This window comes from Salinicola sp. MIT1003, assembly GCF_001858555.1.
GTDB classification, from domain to species: domain Bacteria; phylum Pseudomonadota; class Gammaproteobacteria; order Pseudomonadales; family Halomonadaceae; genus Salinicola; species Salinicola salarius.
This window is the reverse complement of the sequence record NZ_MCAP01000004.1, coordinates 51634-67182: the sequence shown is the minus strand read 5'-3', so window position 1 is coordinate 67182 and position 15549 is coordinate 51634. Positions and strand designations below refer to the sequence as shown.

At 60.1% G+C, this 15549-nt stretch carries 13 protein-coding genes and 4 tRNA genes; 5 read left to right on the top strand and 12 right to left on the bottom strand.

Annotated features, from left to right (window positions below; all coding sequences use genetic code 11):
* Positions 1–28: 28 nt before the first annotated feature.
* The 3 genes from queE to BC443_RS02080 are packed head-to-tail and all read left to right on the top strand — an operon-like array spanning position 29 to position 1797.
* A complete protein-coding gene (gene queE / locus BC443_RS02090; protein WP_071230182.1) occupies positions 29–682 on the top strand; it encodes a 7-carboxy-7-deazaguanine synthase in 654 nt (217 codons plus the stop codon).
* Entirely contained in the window at positions 682–1536 is an 855-nt protein-coding gene (locus BC443_RS02085; RefSeq protein WP_071230181.1) for a 6-carboxytetrahydropterin synthase, read from the top strand. Before queE ends, BC443_RS02085 begins: the two co-directional genes overlap by 1 nt.
* Before the next feature lie 9 nt (positions 1537–1545).
* Positions 1546–1797 (top strand): YkgJ family cysteine cluster protein, encoded by a 252-nt coding sequence (locus BC443_RS02080; protein ID WP_071230180.1) that lies wholly within the window; start codon positions 1546–1548, stop codon positions 1795–1797.
* 30 nt (positions 1798–1827) lie between these two features.
* On the opposite strand, the gene BC443_RS02075 is transcribed toward BC443_RS02080, so the two are convergent.
* The 11 genes from BC443_RS02075 to BC443_RS02025 form a co-directional block, all read right to left on the bottom strand.
* Positions 1828–2832: an NADP-dependent oxidoreductase gene (locus BC443_RS02075; RefSeq protein ID WP_071230179.1), complete on the bottom strand. Its 1005-nt coding sequence runs from the start codon at positions 2830–2832 to the stop codon at positions 1828–1830.
* A 122-nt stretch (positions 2833–2954) separates the two neighbouring features.
* Positions 2955–4778: a SurA N-terminal domain-containing protein gene (locus BC443_RS02070; protein WP_071230178.1), complete on the bottom strand. Its 1824-nt coding sequence runs from the start codon at positions 4776–4778 to the stop codon at positions 2955–2957.
* A gap of 238 nt (positions 4779–5016) precedes the next feature.
* Positions 5017–5289 (bottom strand): nucleoid-associated protein HU-beta, encoded by a 273-nt coding sequence (gene hupB, locus BC443_RS02065; RefSeq protein ID WP_071230177.1) that lies wholly within the window; start codon positions 5287–5289, stop codon positions 5017–5019.
* Positions 5290–5466: 177 nt separating this feature from the next.
* Entirely contained in the window at positions 5467–7869 is a 2403-nt protein-coding gene (gene lon, locus BC443_RS02060; protein ID WP_071230176.1) for an endopeptidase La, read from the bottom strand.
* Between the two features lie 197 nt (positions 7870–8066).
* Positions 8067–9347, bottom strand: a complete 1281-nt coding sequence (clpX, locus tag BC443_RS02055; protein WP_071230175.1) for an ATP-dependent Clp protease ATP-binding subunit ClpX — start codon at positions 9345–9347, stop codon at positions 8067–8069.
* Between the two features lie 63 nt (positions 9348–9410).
* On the bottom strand, positions 9411–10031 hold the full coding sequence (gene clpP / locus BC443_RS02050) for an ATP-dependent Clp endopeptidase proteolytic subunit ClpP (protein WP_071230174.1): 621 nt from the start codon (positions 10029–10031) through the stop codon (positions 9411–9413).
* A gap of 84 nt (positions 10032–10115) precedes the next feature.
* A complete protein-coding gene (gene tig / locus BC443_RS02045) occupies positions 10116–11480 on the bottom strand; it encodes a trigger factor (RefSeq protein WP_071230173.1) in 1365 nt (454 codons plus the stop codon).
* Between the two features lie 306 nt (positions 11481–11786).
* Positions 11787–11861: transfer RNA gene (locus tag BC443_RS02040), tRNA-His, on the bottom strand.
* Positions 11862–11883: 22 nt separating this feature from the next.
* Positions 11884–11958 (bottom strand) — tRNA-His (locus BC443_RS02035).
* Positions 11959–12004: 46 nt separating this feature from the next.
* A tRNA-Arg gene (locus BC443_RS02030) sits at positions 12005–12081 on the bottom strand.
* A 45-nt stretch (positions 12082–12126) separates the two neighbouring features.
* Positions 12127–12203 (bottom strand) — tRNA-Pro (locus BC443_RS02025).
* Between the two features lie 246 nt (positions 12204–12449).
* Between BC443_RS02025 and folD the strand changes: the two genes are divergently transcribed.
* Complete coding sequence (gene folD / locus BC443_RS02020; protein ID WP_071230172.1) at positions 12450–13307, top strand: bifunctional methylenetetrahydrofolate dehydrogenase/methenyltetrahydrofolate cyclohydrolase FolD; 858 nt, start codon at positions 12450–12452, stop codon at positions 13305–13307.
* A gap of 57 nt (positions 13308–13364) precedes the next feature.
* Positions 13365–14069, top strand: coding sequence for a 5'-methylthioadenosine/S-adenosylhomocysteine nucleosidase (gene mtnN, locus BC443_RS02015; protein ID WP_071230171.1), 705 nt, complete (start codon positions 13365–13367; stop codon positions 14067–14069).
* Positions 14070–14151: 82 nt separating this feature from the next.
* Here mtnN and cysS read toward each other — a convergent pair whose 3' ends face one another.
* Complete coding sequence (gene cysS, locus BC443_RS02010) at positions 14152–15543, bottom strand: cysteine--tRNA ligase (RefSeq protein ID WP_170835837.1); 1392 nt, start codon at positions 15541–15543, stop codon at positions 14152–14154.
* Positions 15544–15549 lie beyond the last annotated feature (6 nt).

Sequence of the window (15549 nt, the reverse complement as noted above, 5' to 3'; positions counted from 1 at the left end):
AGTCTGACAGCCCAGAACGGAAACTTGCATGTATAGCGTCAAAGAAGCCTTCTACACCCTGCAGGGGGAAGGCGCCCAAGCCGGTCGCGCCAGTGTTTTCTGCCGTTTTGCCGGTTGCAACCTCTGGTCGGGTCGGGAACGGGACCGTGCCGCCAGCCAGTGCACTTTCTGTGATACCGACTTCGTCGGCACTGATGGCCAGAATGGCGGCCAATTCAACGATGCCGACGGCCTGGCTTCACATCTCGAACAACTCTGGCCAACGCCTGTTCGAGGCGACTTCACGCGTTATGTGGTCTTCACCGGTGGCGAACCTCTGCTGCAACTGGACCCGGCGCTGATCGCTGCCATGCATGCCAGAGGATTCGAGATCGCCGTCGAGACCAATGGCACGATTCAGGCACCCGACGGCATCGACTGGATCTGCGTCAGCCCGAAAGGCGACACGGCATTGCGCCAGACCCGGGGCAACGAGCTCAAGCTGGTCTATCCCCAGGCCGGCGTCGACCCCGAAACGTTCGCTGGACTGAATTTCACCCATTTCTTTCTGCAGCCGATGGATCTCGCGCCAGGCGCCATCGTTACCGATGGCAGCCCGATGGAGGCGACGGTCGAGTACTGCATGCGCCATCCTCAATGGCGACTGTCGCTGCAGACCCACAAGATTGCAGGAATCGATTGATGACCCTGTTCGTGAACAACCTGACCAATATCGACGCCTCGATCTGGTCACCCCAACGCGGCCTGAGCGGCGCCAGCTGGCACGTCGATGTCGAACTCGACGGCGAACTGGGGGAAGACGGCATGCTGTTCGATTTCGGTGAGGTCAAACCCTGGATCAAGTCACGTCTCGACGCCGGCCTGGACCACACCTTGCTCGTGCCGACCCAGGCGGCGGGCGTCAGGATCGAGGAGTGCAGCGAAGGGCTGCACATGGCGGCGGAACTCCCCTTCCCCTTCGAGGTGCGCGCTCCGCGCCAAGGCTTCACGCTGTTCCCGTGGGGAGAAATCACTGCGGAGCGGCTGGGAGCACATCTCAGTAACGAGCTCAGCAAAAGACCGCCACCTCGCGTCGAGGCGATCCGCATTCGTCTGCGGGAGGAACTGGCCGATGGCGCGATCTATAGCTACAGCCATGGCCTCAAGCACCACAAGGGGAACTGCCAGCGCATCGCCCATGGTCACCGCTCGCACCTGAGAATCTGGCGCAACGGTCAACGTGATCCGGAGCTAGAAGCGTTTTGGGCGCAACGTCTGGACAACGGGTATCTCGTCGACGATGCCGATATCGTCGATCCCCGCCGCAACGATGAGATCATGCGCGTTCGCTACCGCTCCGGCCAAGGGCAGTTTCAGCTCCAGTTGCCGAAAGAGCGCTGTCACATCTTGCCTGCGCCCACGACCGTCGAAAACATCGCGACCTGGTTGGCCAATCAGATTGCGCAATCCATCGGTGCGCATATCCGGGTGCAGGCATTCGAAGGGATCGACAAGGGTGCGCTCGCCGAGAGCCGCGGTACGACGACGCTGAATTAGGAAGACACGATGAGCTGTCGAGCCGGCTGCGGCGCGTGCTGCATCGCGCCTTCGATCACCTCGCCCATCCCCGGCATGCCCAACGGCAAACCCGCCGGGGAGCACTGCGTGCAGCTGGACGAAAACAATCTGTGTCGGTTGTTTGGCGATCCTCGGCGTCCGGCCGTCTGCCATCAATTCGAATACGACAGACAGCTATGCAGCGACGATCGCGAACAGGCGCTCAGCATTTTGGCAGAATGGGAGCGCGCCACTCGGTAGGCGCCCTCCCCATCGGGGATATTGTCGGGTTCAGGGGAGGCGGACCAGCATCTTGCCCTCGTTCTCTCCCGAAAAAAGCTTCAGAAAGGCGTCAGGCATCTGCTCCAGGCCCTCGACGACAGTTTCGCGGTAACGGATCTCCTCGCGCTCGACTTCAGGGGCCACCTGCTCCAGGAACGTCTGATAGTGACTCCAGTGTTCGCCGACGATGAACCCTTCCATGCGCGCCTTGCGAAACAGCAGCTGGTTGAGATTGCCGGGACCACCCGACGGCCCTGTCGCGTTGTAACGGTCGATCATCCCGCAGATCGCAATGCGGGCATGATCGCGAAGATTGGCGAGCGCCGCCTCCAGCAGAGGGCCTCCCACGTTTTCGTAGTAGATGTCATATCCTTCGGGAGAGGCTTCATGAAGCGCCTGTGACAGCGCGTCGACATCCTTGCCCCGGTAGTTGACTGCCGTGGCGCCCATCGATTCCAGCCACTCGCACTTGGCCGGACTGCCAGCAACGCCGACGACATGGCAATCCGCCGCCTTGGCTAGCTGCACGGCCAACGAGCCCACAGCGCCGGAAGCTGCGCTGACGAGGACGCGCTGCCGTGGCTGTAGCTCGGCAATGAGGTTGAGCCCGGTCCACGCTGTCATGCCCGGCATTCCCAGCACGCCGAGGTAAGCCTGTTCCGGCACATCAAACTTCGGCAGCGGCTCGACCTCTTCCCCTGGCAATTGAGCGACATCTCGCCAACCCGCCATGTGTCGAACTCGGTCTCCCTGCTGAAAGTGCGGGTGACGAGAAGCAATGACTTCGCCCACGGCGCCGCCGGACATCGGCTCGCCAAGCGCGTAGGGCTCGACATACGTCGTGACACCGCTCATCCGGCCGCGCATGTAGGGATCGACAGATAGCCAGCGATTGCGGATGCGAACTTCGTTCGGCGCGAGGTCCGACAACGCCTCTTCTCTGATGGCGAATTGACTCGGCTGCGGTAATCCTTGCGGGATCTCGAGCAGTGCAAAGTATCGGGTGACTGTCATGAAAAACCCTCCTGGCCAACGGTAGATATACCGTTCAGCCTAGGAGGGTTGGCAGGAGTCGGGCAAGGTCGCAGTGACGGTTCGATGAACCCAGACTAACGCCTCCGCCCTGTCTCGATACGTCAGTGACGCTCGACGTCGGCTTCTTCCTCCAGCGTCTGGCTCAAGCCTTGAATGGCGATCTGGGCTTGCAGCCGCTGCGCCAGGCGTGTCACGAAATCCGCATCGTCCGAACTGGCATCACCCGCCGTGACCGACTCGAGGCCAACGATGGCAACACCGTTCTGGCTTTCAGTCTGACCCCAGGTAACGGCATCCGCCTGCGGGCGGGAAAGACGGAAAGCTTCCTGCAGAATCGGCGCCGGCACGCTATCGGCATCGCGAGTCACGCTATCGGCCTGCTGCCAGTCGAGCCCCGACACGACATCCCCGTTGCGTAGCGTCGCCAATACCTCTTCCGCTCGCTTCTGCAACTGCTGCCGAGTCTGCTCGGTCTTGACCGCCGCCAGGACCTGGTCGCGAACCTCGTTGAGCGGTAGCGTGCTTGCCTCACGATGGTCCACGACGCGCAGCACGACACGTTGCTGGTCGTCTGTCTCGATGACGTCACTGTTATAGCCATCTTCGAGCACATCCGAGGAAAACGCAGCAGCGGCAGCATCAGGATTGGAAAGGACGCCTTCACCACCGGCATCCTGAGAAAACCAGTCGCTGGTCTGAACCGTCAGTCCCATCTCACCGGCAACCGTTGCAAGATCATCTGCCTCATACGCGTCATCGGTCAGCTTCTGCACTCGCTCGTTGAACAGCGACTCGGACTGCTCGAGCTTCACCTGCCGGGTAAGCGCCTCGCGATCCTCCTCGAAAGAAGGAATGTCGATGCCCGTCACCTTGATAAGATGAAGGCCATACTGAGTCTGCACGACCTGGGACACCTGCCCCGGATCGAGCGAGAACGCGGCGTCATCGAAGCTGTCGCCAAAGAATCCTTTCTGGATCGCACCAAGATCGCCCCCGTCGCCGGCAGACGAGGAATCGTCAGAATACTCACGCGCCAGAGCAGTGAAATCCGCTCCCTGCTCGAGTTGCTGCTGCACTTCGGCAATGCGGTCGCGGGCTTCCTGTTCGGTCCGGTCGTCGCCGAACGTCACCAGAATATGGGAAACCTCACGCGGGGCCGCGGCCTTGGCCTGTTCATAGGCCTGGCGCAGCTGCTCGTCGGTGACCTCGACATCCTTGGCCACGTCCTCCTGGTTCAATACCAGATAGTTGACCTTGACCTGCTCCGGACGAAGAAAATCATCCTGATGCTGGTCATAGTACTGCTGGAGATCGGCATCGCTCGGGGTGACGGGCTGTTCGAGATCCGCGGCGGTCAATGCCGCATAGCGGAACGTCCGCTGCTGCTGCTGCAACGATGCCAATCGCGCCTTTTCCGATGGCAACAGGAAGGCTGACGCCGCGAGCCCCTGTTGGACCTGCCGGCGCAGCGTGTCTGCGCGCAGTTCGCGACGGAAGGAGGCAGGCGTGTAACCGGCCTGCGCCAGTCGATTGGTGAATAGTTCGTCGGAGAAGCGACCATCCTGATCCTGGAATTCGGGCAGCGAGACGATCAATCGATCCAGCTGACTATCCGAGATATGAAGCCCGCCCTCGCTCGCGTATTGGTCCAGCGTACGCTGACGAATCAGCTGATCGAGCACCTGACCGCGAAACTGCCGCTCCTGTTCGGGCGGCACTTGCCCCGAACGAATGCCGCGCTGCACTTGCGTTTCGACCGCTTGACGACTGATGGATTCACCATTGACCGTCGCCGCATCGTTGCTACCTGCCGAGAAGTAACTGACCAGGGATTCCGCGCCGAAAAGCGCGAACGTCACGATGATGGCCCCCACGATGACTTTTGCCACCCACCCTTGGGAGCCCTCACGAATTCGTTGCAGCATGCTGTCCTCGCATGTCGATTACCCATGTGTCGCGCGCGTATCGTACACCGCCATGCCACCACGGCGCATCCGTGCACGAACACTGGCTATCCTTTCTGCAAAAGGTTCGCTCTTGCAGCACGACAATAAAAAAGCGCATCGCTGAGGCGATGCGCTTATGTTTTGCGGACTCTCACCGACTGGAAAACCTAAGTCTTCCATGGACGCCGGAACATCGGCCCGCGCGACGGAGCGAAACTCAGTTCACCGCGTCTTTGAGCGCCTTGCCTGCCTTGAAGCTCGGCACCTTGGCAGCGCTAATCTCGATCGGCTTGCCAGTCTGCGGGTTACGGCCAGTACGCGCTGCGCGCTCTTTCACCGCAAAAGTCCCGAACCCTACCAGTGCTACAGAGTCACCCTTCTTCAGGCTGTCTGACACGGACTCGATCATCGCGTCGAGAGCGCGTGTTGCAGCCGCCTTGGGAATATCGGCAGACGCAGCAATGGCTTCAATCAGCTCGGATTTATTCACACTTCACCCCTTGACTGTATACGAAATTAACAGGACATCGATGCGCAATCAGAGACGCGATCACGATTTCAACAAGTGGGCATTTTATAGCAATGCCGAGTTTCTGCTGTCAATCGAGATCATCAGAAAAACCGCGTCATATCGGGCCTGACGCACGAAATTTACGCATCGATGAGATCAATGTGTGCTGACATTGGTTTGCGAAGAAGCTACATCTTCGGCGAGCTTGTCATCGTCGTCGACATGGTTCGTCAATGCCGTTGACAACACGTCATCAATCCACTTCACCGAACGAATGTCCAATGCATTCTTGATGTTCTCGGGCACCTCTTTGAGGTCCCGACGATTCTCTTCCGGTATGAGTACGGTCTTTATACCACCGCGCCGTGCAGCCAGCAATTTCTCCTTGAGCCCGCCGATCGGCATGACTTCGCCACGCAGATTGACTTCGCCGGTCATTGCCACATCACAGCGTACGGGCCGCCCGGTATAGGCCGACACCATGGCCGTTACCATGCCGATGCCTGCGCTCGGGCCATCCTTCGGCGTGGCGCCCTCGGGAACATGGATATGCAGGTCTTCCTTTTCGAAGCGCTCGGGGTCGATACCAAACTGGCGCGCTCTCGCCCGCACCACGGTGTGAGCGGCACTGACGGACTCCTTCATGACGTCGCCCAGTGAGCCAGTCTTGTTGACCCGCCCCTTGCCCGGCGTCACGACAGACTCGATGTACAGCAGTTCGCCGCCGACCGAAGTCCAGGCCAGCCCGGTGACGCGGCCGACCTGATGCTCCTGATCCGCCAGGCCATAGCTGTAGCGGCGCACGCCAGCGTAGCGTTCGATATCATCCGCCGACAGAGTCTGCCCGGCCTGGGCGCCCTGGCCTTTTTCCGTTTCCAGACGTTCACGAAGCACCTTGCGGCAGACCTTGGCGACCTGGCGCTCGAGTTCACGCACCCCGGCTTCGCGGGAGTAATAGCGGATCAGCTCGAGCACGGACTCGTCGCTGAACGTCAGTTCGCCTTCCTTGAGCCCGTTCGCCTTGAGCTGCTTGGGAACCAGGTAGCGCTTGGCGATGGCGAGCTTCTCGTCCTCGGTATACCCCGGCAGACGAATGACTTCCATACGGTCCAGCAACGGACCGGGAATGTTCATCGAATTGGCCGTACAGAGGAACATCACGTCCGACAGATCGTAATCGAGCTCAAGATAATGATCGTTGAACTTGTCGTTCTGCTCGGGATCCAGCACTTCCAGCAGCGCAGAGGAAGGATCTCCACGATGATCCATGCCGATCTTGTCGACTTCATCGAGCAAAAACAGCGGATTGCGTACACCCGCCTTGCTCATGCGCTGAATCAGCTTACCCGGCAGCGAGCCGATGTAAGTACGCCGGTGACCGCGGATCTCGGATTCATCACGCACGCCACCCAATGCCAGGCGTACGTAGCGCCGGTTGGTGGCGCGCGCAATCGACTGGCCCAGTGATGTCTTGCCTACGCCGGGCGGGCCGACAAGACACAGCACCGGCCCCTTGAGCTTCTTGACCCGCTTTTGTACGGCAAGATACTCAAGAATGCGTTCCTTGACTTCTTCCAGGCCATAATGATCCTCGTCCAGCACCTTGGCAGCGTGCGGCAGGTCATGCTTCACCCGAGTCCGCTTTTTCCATGGCACGGACAGGACCCAATCCAGATACGAGCGGACGACGGTCGCCTCGGCAGAGGTGGGCGACATCATCTTGAGTTTGCCGAGCTCCTGAGTAGCCTTGTCGACGGCTTCCTGGGGCATCCCGGCATCCTTGATGCGCTGCTCGTACTTTTCCGCCTCGTTGGGCACGTTCTCGAGCTCGCCCATCTCTTTCTGGATGGCCTTCATCTGCTCATTGAGATAGTACTCGCGCTGAGACTTCTCCATCTGGTCCTTGACCCGCGACCGGATGCGTTTCTCGACCTGCAGCAGATCGATCTCGGACTCGATCAGCGCCATCAGGTGTTCGACCCGATCGCGCACACGATCCATCTCGAGCAGCTCCTGCTTGTCATCGATCTTCAATGACAGGTGCGCACAGATCGTGTCGACGAGCCGGCTGGGATCTTCGATCTCCTGCAGCGAAGAGAGAACCTCGCCAGGCACCTTCTTGGACAGCTTGACGTACTGCTCGAACTGATTGAGCAGCACGCGAACCAGAGACTCCTGCTCACGTTCGCTCAGCGGCTCACTATCCCGCGCCACTGCCTGCGCGCTGATGAAGCCGTCCTCGTCCTGCGAAACCTCCTGGATATCGGCCCGGAAGCTCCCTTCGATAAGCACCTTGACCGTACCGTCGGGAAGCTTGAGCAGCTGCATGATATCGGCCACCGTGCCGATACTGAAAAGATCGTCGACACCGGGGTCGTCATGAGCCGCCTCACGCTGCGCGACCAATAGCACGCGCTTGTCGTGCTCCATCGCGGTTTCCAGCGCCCGGATCGATTTTTCCCGCCCCACGAACAGTGGTATGACCATCTGCGGATAGACTACCACGTCACGTAGCGGCAAGAGCGGAAGCGTCAATGTCTGGTCAGAGCTCTGCGCCATTACAGCATTTCCTCGACAAACTTTCGGATGGGTGAGCCACCAGAGCGGCAATATCAATATGAAAGGTACGTGGGGGCGTCATCAGCCAGATACAAGTAGCATCCGATAGACTAGCGAATCCCTGAAAGACCGAATCCATAAAAAAGGGGGCCATCAGGCCCCCTCGCTAGATAGCTGAACGGAACGACACGTCCCGATCACCCGTCTTTATTGACGACACGACTCTCTTCCTGCTTGGAGTAGATTAGCAGCGGTTCGCTATCGCCGGTAATGACTGAGCTGTCGATCACGACCTTGGTGACGCCGTCGAGCGACGGCACGTCGTACATCGTCTCCAGCAGTACCGATTCCAGAATCGAACGTAGCCCACGCGCGCCCGTCTTGCGTTCCATGGCCTTGTGCGCCACGGCTCGCAAGGCATCTTCACGGAAGTCCAGCTCCACCCCTTCCATCTCGAACAGGTGCGCATACTGCTTGACCAGCGAGTTCTTGGGCTCGGTCAGGATCTGGACCAGCGCATCTTCGGTCAGTTCGGTCAACGTCGCGATCACCGGCAAGCGTCCGACGAACTCGGGAATCAATCCGAACTTGACGAGATCCTCGGGCTCGACGTCGGCAAGGACATCACCGACACCCTTGTTGCTTTCCTTGCTCTTCACCGCAGCATTGAAACCAATTCCGCCCTTCTCGGCACGGTCACGAATCACCTTGTCCAGGCCAGCGAAGGCGCCGCCGACGATGAACAGGATATTGCCGGTGTCGACTTGCAGGAATTCCTGCTGTGGATGCTTGCGGCCGCCCTGCGGTGGAACGGAAGCCGTCGTCCCTTCGATCAGCTTGAGCAGCGCCTGCTGCACGCCTTCACCGGACACGTCACGCGTGATGGAGGGATTGTCCGACTTGCGCGAAATCTTGTCGATCTCGTCGATGTAGACGATGCCGCGCTGGGCCTTCTCGACGTCGTAGTCACATTTCTGCAGCAACTTCTGGATGATGTTCTCGACATCCTCGCCCACGTAGCCCGCTTCGGTGAGCGTCGTGGCGTCTGCGATCGTGAACGGCACATTGAGCAGGCGCGCCAGCGTTTCCGCCAGCAGTGTCTTGCCGCTGCCCGTCGGGCCAATCAGCAGGATGTTGGACTTGCCCAGCTCGATGCTGTCGCTCTTGCCACCACTGCGTAGACGCTTGTAGTGATTGTAGACCGCAACGGACAACACCATCTTGGCGCGATCCTGGCCAATCACATAGTCGTCGAGCGTATTACGAATCTCTCGGGGTACGGGAAGACGGTCTTCATCGCTCTCGGCGTCGGCTTCCAGAACCTCCTCGCGAATGATGTCATTGCAGAGATCGACACACTCGTCACAGATGTAGACAGACGGGCCTGCGATGAGCTTGCGCACTTCGTTCTGGTTCTTGCCGCAGAACGAGCAGTACAGCAGCTTGCCGTTGTCGTCTTTGCCTTTACCGTCGGCCATTCGTGTACCTCGTCAGGACGACGGCGCAGCACGCCGTCGTGTGAAACCTTGACTCAAACGCTATCAGGATACCGGACGCTTATCCAGCACGGCGTCGATCAGGCCGTATTCGACGGCCTGACTACCATCCATGAAGTTGTCACGGTCGGTGTCCTGAGCGATCTTGTCGATATCCTGACCCGTGTGGTTCGCCAGGATGCGATTCAGCTTCTGGCGAATGGTCAGGATTTCACGGGTGTGGATCTCGATGTCCGCTGCCTGCCCCTGATAACCCCCAAGCGGCTGGTGGATCATCATGCGCGAATGCGGCAGGCAGAAGCGCTTGTCCTTCGCGCCGCCAGCCAGCAACAGCGCACCCATGCTGGCCGCCTGGCCGATACAGACCGTCGAGACATCCGGCTTGATGAACTGCATGGTGTCATAAATGGACATGCCCGCCGTCACTGAACCACCCGGCGAGTTGATATAGAGATGAATATCCTTGTCAGGATTTTCGGACTCCAGGAACAGCAGCTGTGCCACGACCAGGTTGGCCATGTAGTCCTCGACCGGGCCGACCAGGAAGATGACACGCTCTTTGAGCAGACGAGAGTAGATATCGTACGACCGCTCGCCGCGCGCACTCTGCTCCACCACCATCGGGACCAGGCCGCCAGCATTACTGATGTCGAACTCGTTACGCATCGCGATTTCCTTACAGCTGGTGATTGTCAGGCCCATCGACTAGCGGCCCGGCTTCGGCCGGGCCGCTCGCTTACCAAGCACCCATCATGCTTTGGAATCGCTTTCCTCGGCCTCGTCTTCTTCAGCTTCTTCAGCCGATTGCTCGGCCTGTTGAGCCGCCTGAAGCACTTGCTCGTAGCTCATGCTGACGTCGTTAACCTGGGCCTGCTCGAGAAGCTTGTCAACGGCCTTGTCTTCCAGCACCGCCGACTTGATCTGCCCTTTGAGCTCGTCGTTCTGCATGTACTGCTCGACGGCCTGCTCGGGCTGCTGATACTGAGATGCCAACTCTTCGGCGCGAGCACGGATCTCGTCGTCGCTGGCGTCCAGCTCGTGTTGCTTGATGACTTCCGCCAGCAGCAGACCGACCTTGACACGAGTACGGGCCTGGTCGGCGAACAGCTCGTTGGGCAACTGGCTGACATCGAAGTCTTCGCCAAGACCGAACTGCTGAGCCGCCTGACGCTTGAGGCCCTCGGTCTCCTGGCCGACCAGTGACTGGGGCACGGTGACGTCATTGGCTTTCTGCAGCGCATCGAGAGCCTGCTGCTTGACGCGATTCTGCGCCGCCTGCTTGACCTCGCGCTCCATGTTGCTCTTGATCTCGGCACGGAACTTGTCGGCATCGCCGTCTTCCACACCGAATTCCTTGATGAAGTCGGCATCGACTTCCGGCAGCGCCTTGGCGGAGACTTCATGAACCGTCACCTTGAAGGTCGCTTCCTGACCCGCCAGATGTTCGGCCTGGTAATCTTCCGGGAAGGTCACGCTGATGCGCTTCTCTTCACCAGCCTTGGCACCGATCAGCTGTTCTTCGAAGCCGGGGATGAAACGGTTGGACCCCAGCTCGAGCTCATGCCCTTCGGCGGCGCCACCTTCGAACGGCTCGTCGCCCAGGAATCCCTGGAAATCGATCTTGACCTGATCGCCATTTTCCGCCGCGCGCTCAACCGGCTGGAACTTGGCCCGCTGACCGCGCAGCGTTTCGATCATGGTGTCGATATCGGCGTCCGTGATTTCTGTCTTGGGACGCTCCACGACCGTACCGTCGATGCTCTTCAGTTCGATCTCGGGATAGACTTCCAGCGTGGCAACGAACTCCAGATCCTTGCCAGTCTGATCGATTTTGGGCTCGATCGACGGATAGCCTGCAGGGTTCAGGCTCTGCTCGGTAATCGCCCGCACGTAGTGTTGACGCATGAGCTCACTGACGACTTCGTTGCGCACGTCTTGACCGTAGCGCTGACGCACGACCGCCATCGGGATCTTCCCTTGACGAAAGCCATTCAGACGAACGCGCTTGGCGGTGTCTTGCAGGCGAGCAGCAACGGCCTCGTCAACCTCGGCTGCCGGAACCTGAACAGTGATGCGACGTTCGATCTGGGATGTCGTCTCAACGGAAACTTGCATAGATGATCCTCTACCGACGGGGGCGTTCTGTGATTGCAACTCAAAAACCAGGCTTCAAAACTGTCATTTCAAAGCGCTCATTTCTAAACAGGGGGCGATTTTATGAATCCCCATGCCTACTGGCAAGCAGACTAGGGCGGTAAATGGTGCCAATCGGGACGAAATACAAGCCCGAAGCCATAAATATCGACTTAAGGCTAACCTGACACGCATCTCGAACATCGAACCACAACATTCGACAGAGATGGCGACGCGCAGTAAAAGAGAGGCAGTACCGAAAAGAAAGGACTATCACCGAGGAAGAAATGGGGTGGATGATGGGGATCGAACCCACGACCACCGGAGCCACAATCCGGGGCTCTACCACTGAGCTACACCCACCATTTCTCAAAGCTGATCGGCATGGGGTGGATGATGGGGATCGAACCCACGACCACCGGAGCCACAATCCGGGGCTCTACCACTGAGCTACACCCACCATACCGATTTTCGCATCGACCGGGACCACATCACCAAGTAACGAGTGGCGCGCCCAGCAGGACTCGAACCTGCAACCTACGGCTTAGAAGGCCGTTGCTCTATCCGGTTGAGCTATAGGCGCATTCCAACACCGGCTGCATTTTCACCGACACGAGCGGTATCATCATGGTCGGGGTAGAGGGATTTGAACCCCCGACATCCTGCTCCCAAAGCAGGCGCGCTACCAGACTGCGCTATACCCCGTTTGATGCCATTCGTGCCCGATGACTCTACGAGCCCCTCGATGCGCTGCGTATTCTACGGATCCTTTCTGTCGGGTCAAGCCCTTACGTGCACTTAACCTCGATTGCATCTCGCAGCGCAGCATCAAAAAATGCCGCAAATGGCACTGACGCCCCGTCGCGCGTTGACTGCATCTCTGGGCGTGCGAAAATTGCCGATCTCAGTCGGCCTTCCGCCGACCCCCTCAGCACTCAGAAAGGAAAGTCGATGACCGCTCAGTTGATCGATGGCAAGGCCATTGCCGGCTCAATCCGCAATCGAGTGAAAGTCGACGTGGAACATCGAACCCAGCGCGGGCTGCGTCGCCCGGGGTTGGCCGTCATACTGATCGGCCACGATCCGGCCTCGGAGGTCTACGTCAGCCACAAGCACCGAGCCTGCGAGAACGCCGGCATTCTCTCCTTCAGCCACCGGCTCGAGACCACCACGACGCAGCAGGACCTGGAAGCGCTGATCGATCGCCTGAACGCCGACCCTGCCGTCGACGGCATCCTTCTACAGCTTCCGCTACCCGCACATCTCGATGCCAACCCCTTGCTCGAGCGCATTCGTCCGGACAAGGATGTCGACGGCTTTCATCCGTACAACCTGGGCCGCCTGGCGCAGCGGTTGCCGCTGCTGCGCCCCTGCACGCCCAAGGGTATCATCACGCTGCTCGAACAGAGCGGGATCCCGCTCCGGGGGCTGGACGCCACCATCGTCGGCGCTTCCAATATCGTCGGCCGGCCGATGGCGCTGGAACTGCTGCTTGCCGGCTGTACCACCACGATCTGTCATCGATTCACTCAGGGGCTGGAAGACAAGGTCCGACAGGCCGATCTGCTGGTGGTTGCTACCGGCAAGCCCGGCCTGATCAATGGCAACTGGGTCAAGCCCGGCGCCATTGTCATCGATGTCGGCATCAACCGTCGGGAAGACGGCACCCTGGTGGGCGATGTCGATTTCGACACCGCAGCCGAGCGCGCCAGCTGGATCACCCCGGTACCCGGCGGTGTCGGACCGATGACGGTTGCCACCTTGTTGCAGAACACCCTGCAAGCGGCCGAACTTCACGATGCACAATGACGCACCGACGACACCTCAACTCTACGCACTGATCTGACGGACCAGGACGGATAACGCATGCAGACTATCGGTATCATTGGCGCCATGGAGCAGGAAGTCGCCCTGCTCGCCTCCCAGCTGGAAAACGCCCGCATCGAACATCATCCCGGCGGCACTTTTCATGTCGGTGAGCGCCACGGGCTTCGGGTCGTGCTACTCCAGTCAGGCATCGGCAAAGTCAATGCCACGGTGGGCGCAACGCAACTGATGACCCACTACCAGCCGGACGCCATCATCAACACCGGCTCTGCCGGCGGCTTCGGTGCGGCCATGGAAGTCGGCGACGTGATCATCTCCAGCGAGGTGCGCCATCACGATGTCGACGTCACCGCTTTCGGCTACGAAATGGGCCAGGTTCCCGGCATGCCGGCAGGCTTTGCCCCGGATCCCGGGCTGATCGAGACCGCGCGCGCCTGCATCGAAAGCCTCGGGGATCTACGCGTCCACGAAGGCCTGATCTGTACCGGCGACAGCTTCATGGCCGATCCGACACGGGTCGACACCGTGTGCGGACATTTCCCCCAGATGCTGGCAGTAGAGATGGAAGCCGCCGCGATTGCCCAGACCTGCCATCTGTTCGCGTGCCCGTTCGTGGTCATTCGGGCGCTGTCGGATATCGCCGGCAAGCAGTCCGAACTCTCCTTTGACGCCTTCCTGGAACGGGCCGCGACGCATTCCGCCAAGATGGTCGATGCGATCCTCGCTCGCCTGGCCGGGCAATGATCCCGTTTCCCGAATCATGACGCCCCCAAAACGACGAACCCCGCCCATTGGCGGGGTTCGTCGTTTCAAGGCCATGACAGCATCAGGCCGGAGGCGCCTCGAAACTCCAACGGGTACCTTCGCGAGAGTCCTTGAGCACGATACCCAATGCTGCCAGCTCGTCGCGGATCCGATCGGCCTCGGCGAAATCCCGATTGCCCTTGGCCGCGGCCCGCGCCTCGATACGCGTCTCGATCTCGGCTTCACTCAGCGGCAGACCGGCAGCCCCCGCCTTGAGGAATTCGGCCGGTTCGCGCCCAAGCAGCCCCAGCACACTGGCCAGTCGCTTGAGCTCCTGCCCCAGCGCCCCGGCATGGGCCGGCTCGGCATCGCGCAACCGGTTGATCTCCCGGGCCAGATCGAACAGTACCGATAGTGCTTCCGGCGTATTGAAATCATCGTTCATCGCCGCCGAGAATCGCTCGGCGTAGACTCCTTCGACATCGCCGTGGGCCAGCTCGACGCCATCGAGCGCATGATAGAAGCGCTCCAGCGACTTGCGCGCCTCGCTGAGCGACTCCGGCGCGTAGTTGATCGGGCTTCGATAGTGGCTCGCGACCAGCAGGTAGCGGACCACTTCCGGATCGTGCACTTCCAATACATCGCGAATGGTGAAGAAGTTGCCCAGCGACTTGGACATCTTCTCCTGATTGACGCGCACCGCACCAGCGTGCATCCACACGTTGACGTAGGGCTTGCCCGTCGCCGCCTCGCTCTGAGCGATCTCGTTCTCGTGATGCGGGAAAGTCAGGTCCGGCCCGCCGCCATGAATATCGAAGGTATCGCCCAGGCAACAGGTCGACATCGCCGAACACTCGATATGCCAGCCGGGCCGCCCGTCGCCCCATGGCGACGACCAGCTCGCTTCACCTGGCTTGGCGGCTTTCCACAGCACGAAATCGAGCGGATCTTCCTTGTGCGCGTCGACATCGACCCTCGCGCCCGCTCTCATGTCGTCGAGGTTGCGATTGTTGAGCTTGCCGTAGTCGGCGAAGCGCCGGACACGATAGTAGACGTCACCATTGTCGGCCGCATAGGCATAACCGCCTTCGATCAGGCGCTCGATCATCGCCACGATCTCGGGAATGTGGCCGGTCGCACGTGGCTCCGCATCGGGGCGCAGCACGCCGAGCCGCGCTTCGTCCTCGTGCATCGCCGCGATCATGCGCTCGGTCAATGCCGATATCGACTCGCCATTCTCCTCCGCGCGCCTGAGTATCTTGTCGTCGATATCGGTGATATTGCGAACGTAGGTCACGTCCAGTCCGGTCTGACGCAGCCAGCGAGTGATCACGTCGAACGCCACCATGACGCGGGCATGGCCCAGATGGCAGTAGTCGTAGACCGTCATGCCGCAGACGTACATCCGCAGCTTGCCGGGCTCGATCGGTTCCAGCGCCGCCTTGCGTCGCGTCAGCGTGTTGTAGATCTCCAGCGCGCT

Bases quoted from the DNA above. Each gene is read 5' to 3' on its own strand.
- queE (WP_071230182.1), top strand. From the start codon at position 29: ATGTATAGCGTCAAAGAAGCCTTCTACACCCTGCAGGGGGAAGGCGCC.
- BC443_RS02070 (WP_071230178.1), bottom strand. From the start codon at position 4,778: ATGCTGCAACGAATTCGTGAGGGCTCCCAAGGGTGGGTGGCAAAAGTC.
- BC443_RS02085 (WP_071230181.1), top strand. From the start codon at position 682: ATGACCCTGTTCGTGAACAACCTGACCAATATCGACGCCTCGATCTGG.
- tig (WP_071230173.1), bottom strand. From the start codon at position 11,480: ATGCAAGTTTCCGTTGAGACGACATCCCAGATCGAACGTCGCATCACT.
- clpP (WP_071230174.1), bottom strand. From the start codon at position 10,031: ATGCGTAACGAGTTCGACATCAGTAATGCTGGCGGCCTGGTCCCGATG.
- BC443_RS02075 (WP_071230179.1), bottom strand. From the start codon at position 2,832: ATGACAGTCACCCGATACTTTGCACTGCTCGAGATCCCGCAAGGATTA.
- folD (WP_071230172.1), top strand. From the start codon at position 12,450: ATGACCGCTCAGTTGATCGATGGCAAGGCCATTGCCGGCTCAATCCGC.
- BC443_RS02080 (WP_071230180.1), top strand. From the start codon at position 1,546: ATGAGCTGTCGAGCCGGCTGCGGCGCGTGCTGCATCGCGCCTTCGATC.
- clpX (WP_071230175.1), bottom strand. From the start codon at position 9,347: ATGGCCGACGGTAAAGGCAAAGACGACAACGGCAAGCTGCTGTACTGC.
- mtnN (WP_071230171.1), top strand. From the start codon at position 13,365: ATGCAGACTATCGGTATCATTGGCGCCATGGAGCAGGAAGTCGCCCTG.
- lon (WP_071230176.1), bottom strand. From the start codon at position 7,869: ATGGCGCAGAGCTCTGACCAGACATTGACGCTTCCGCTCTTGCCGCTA.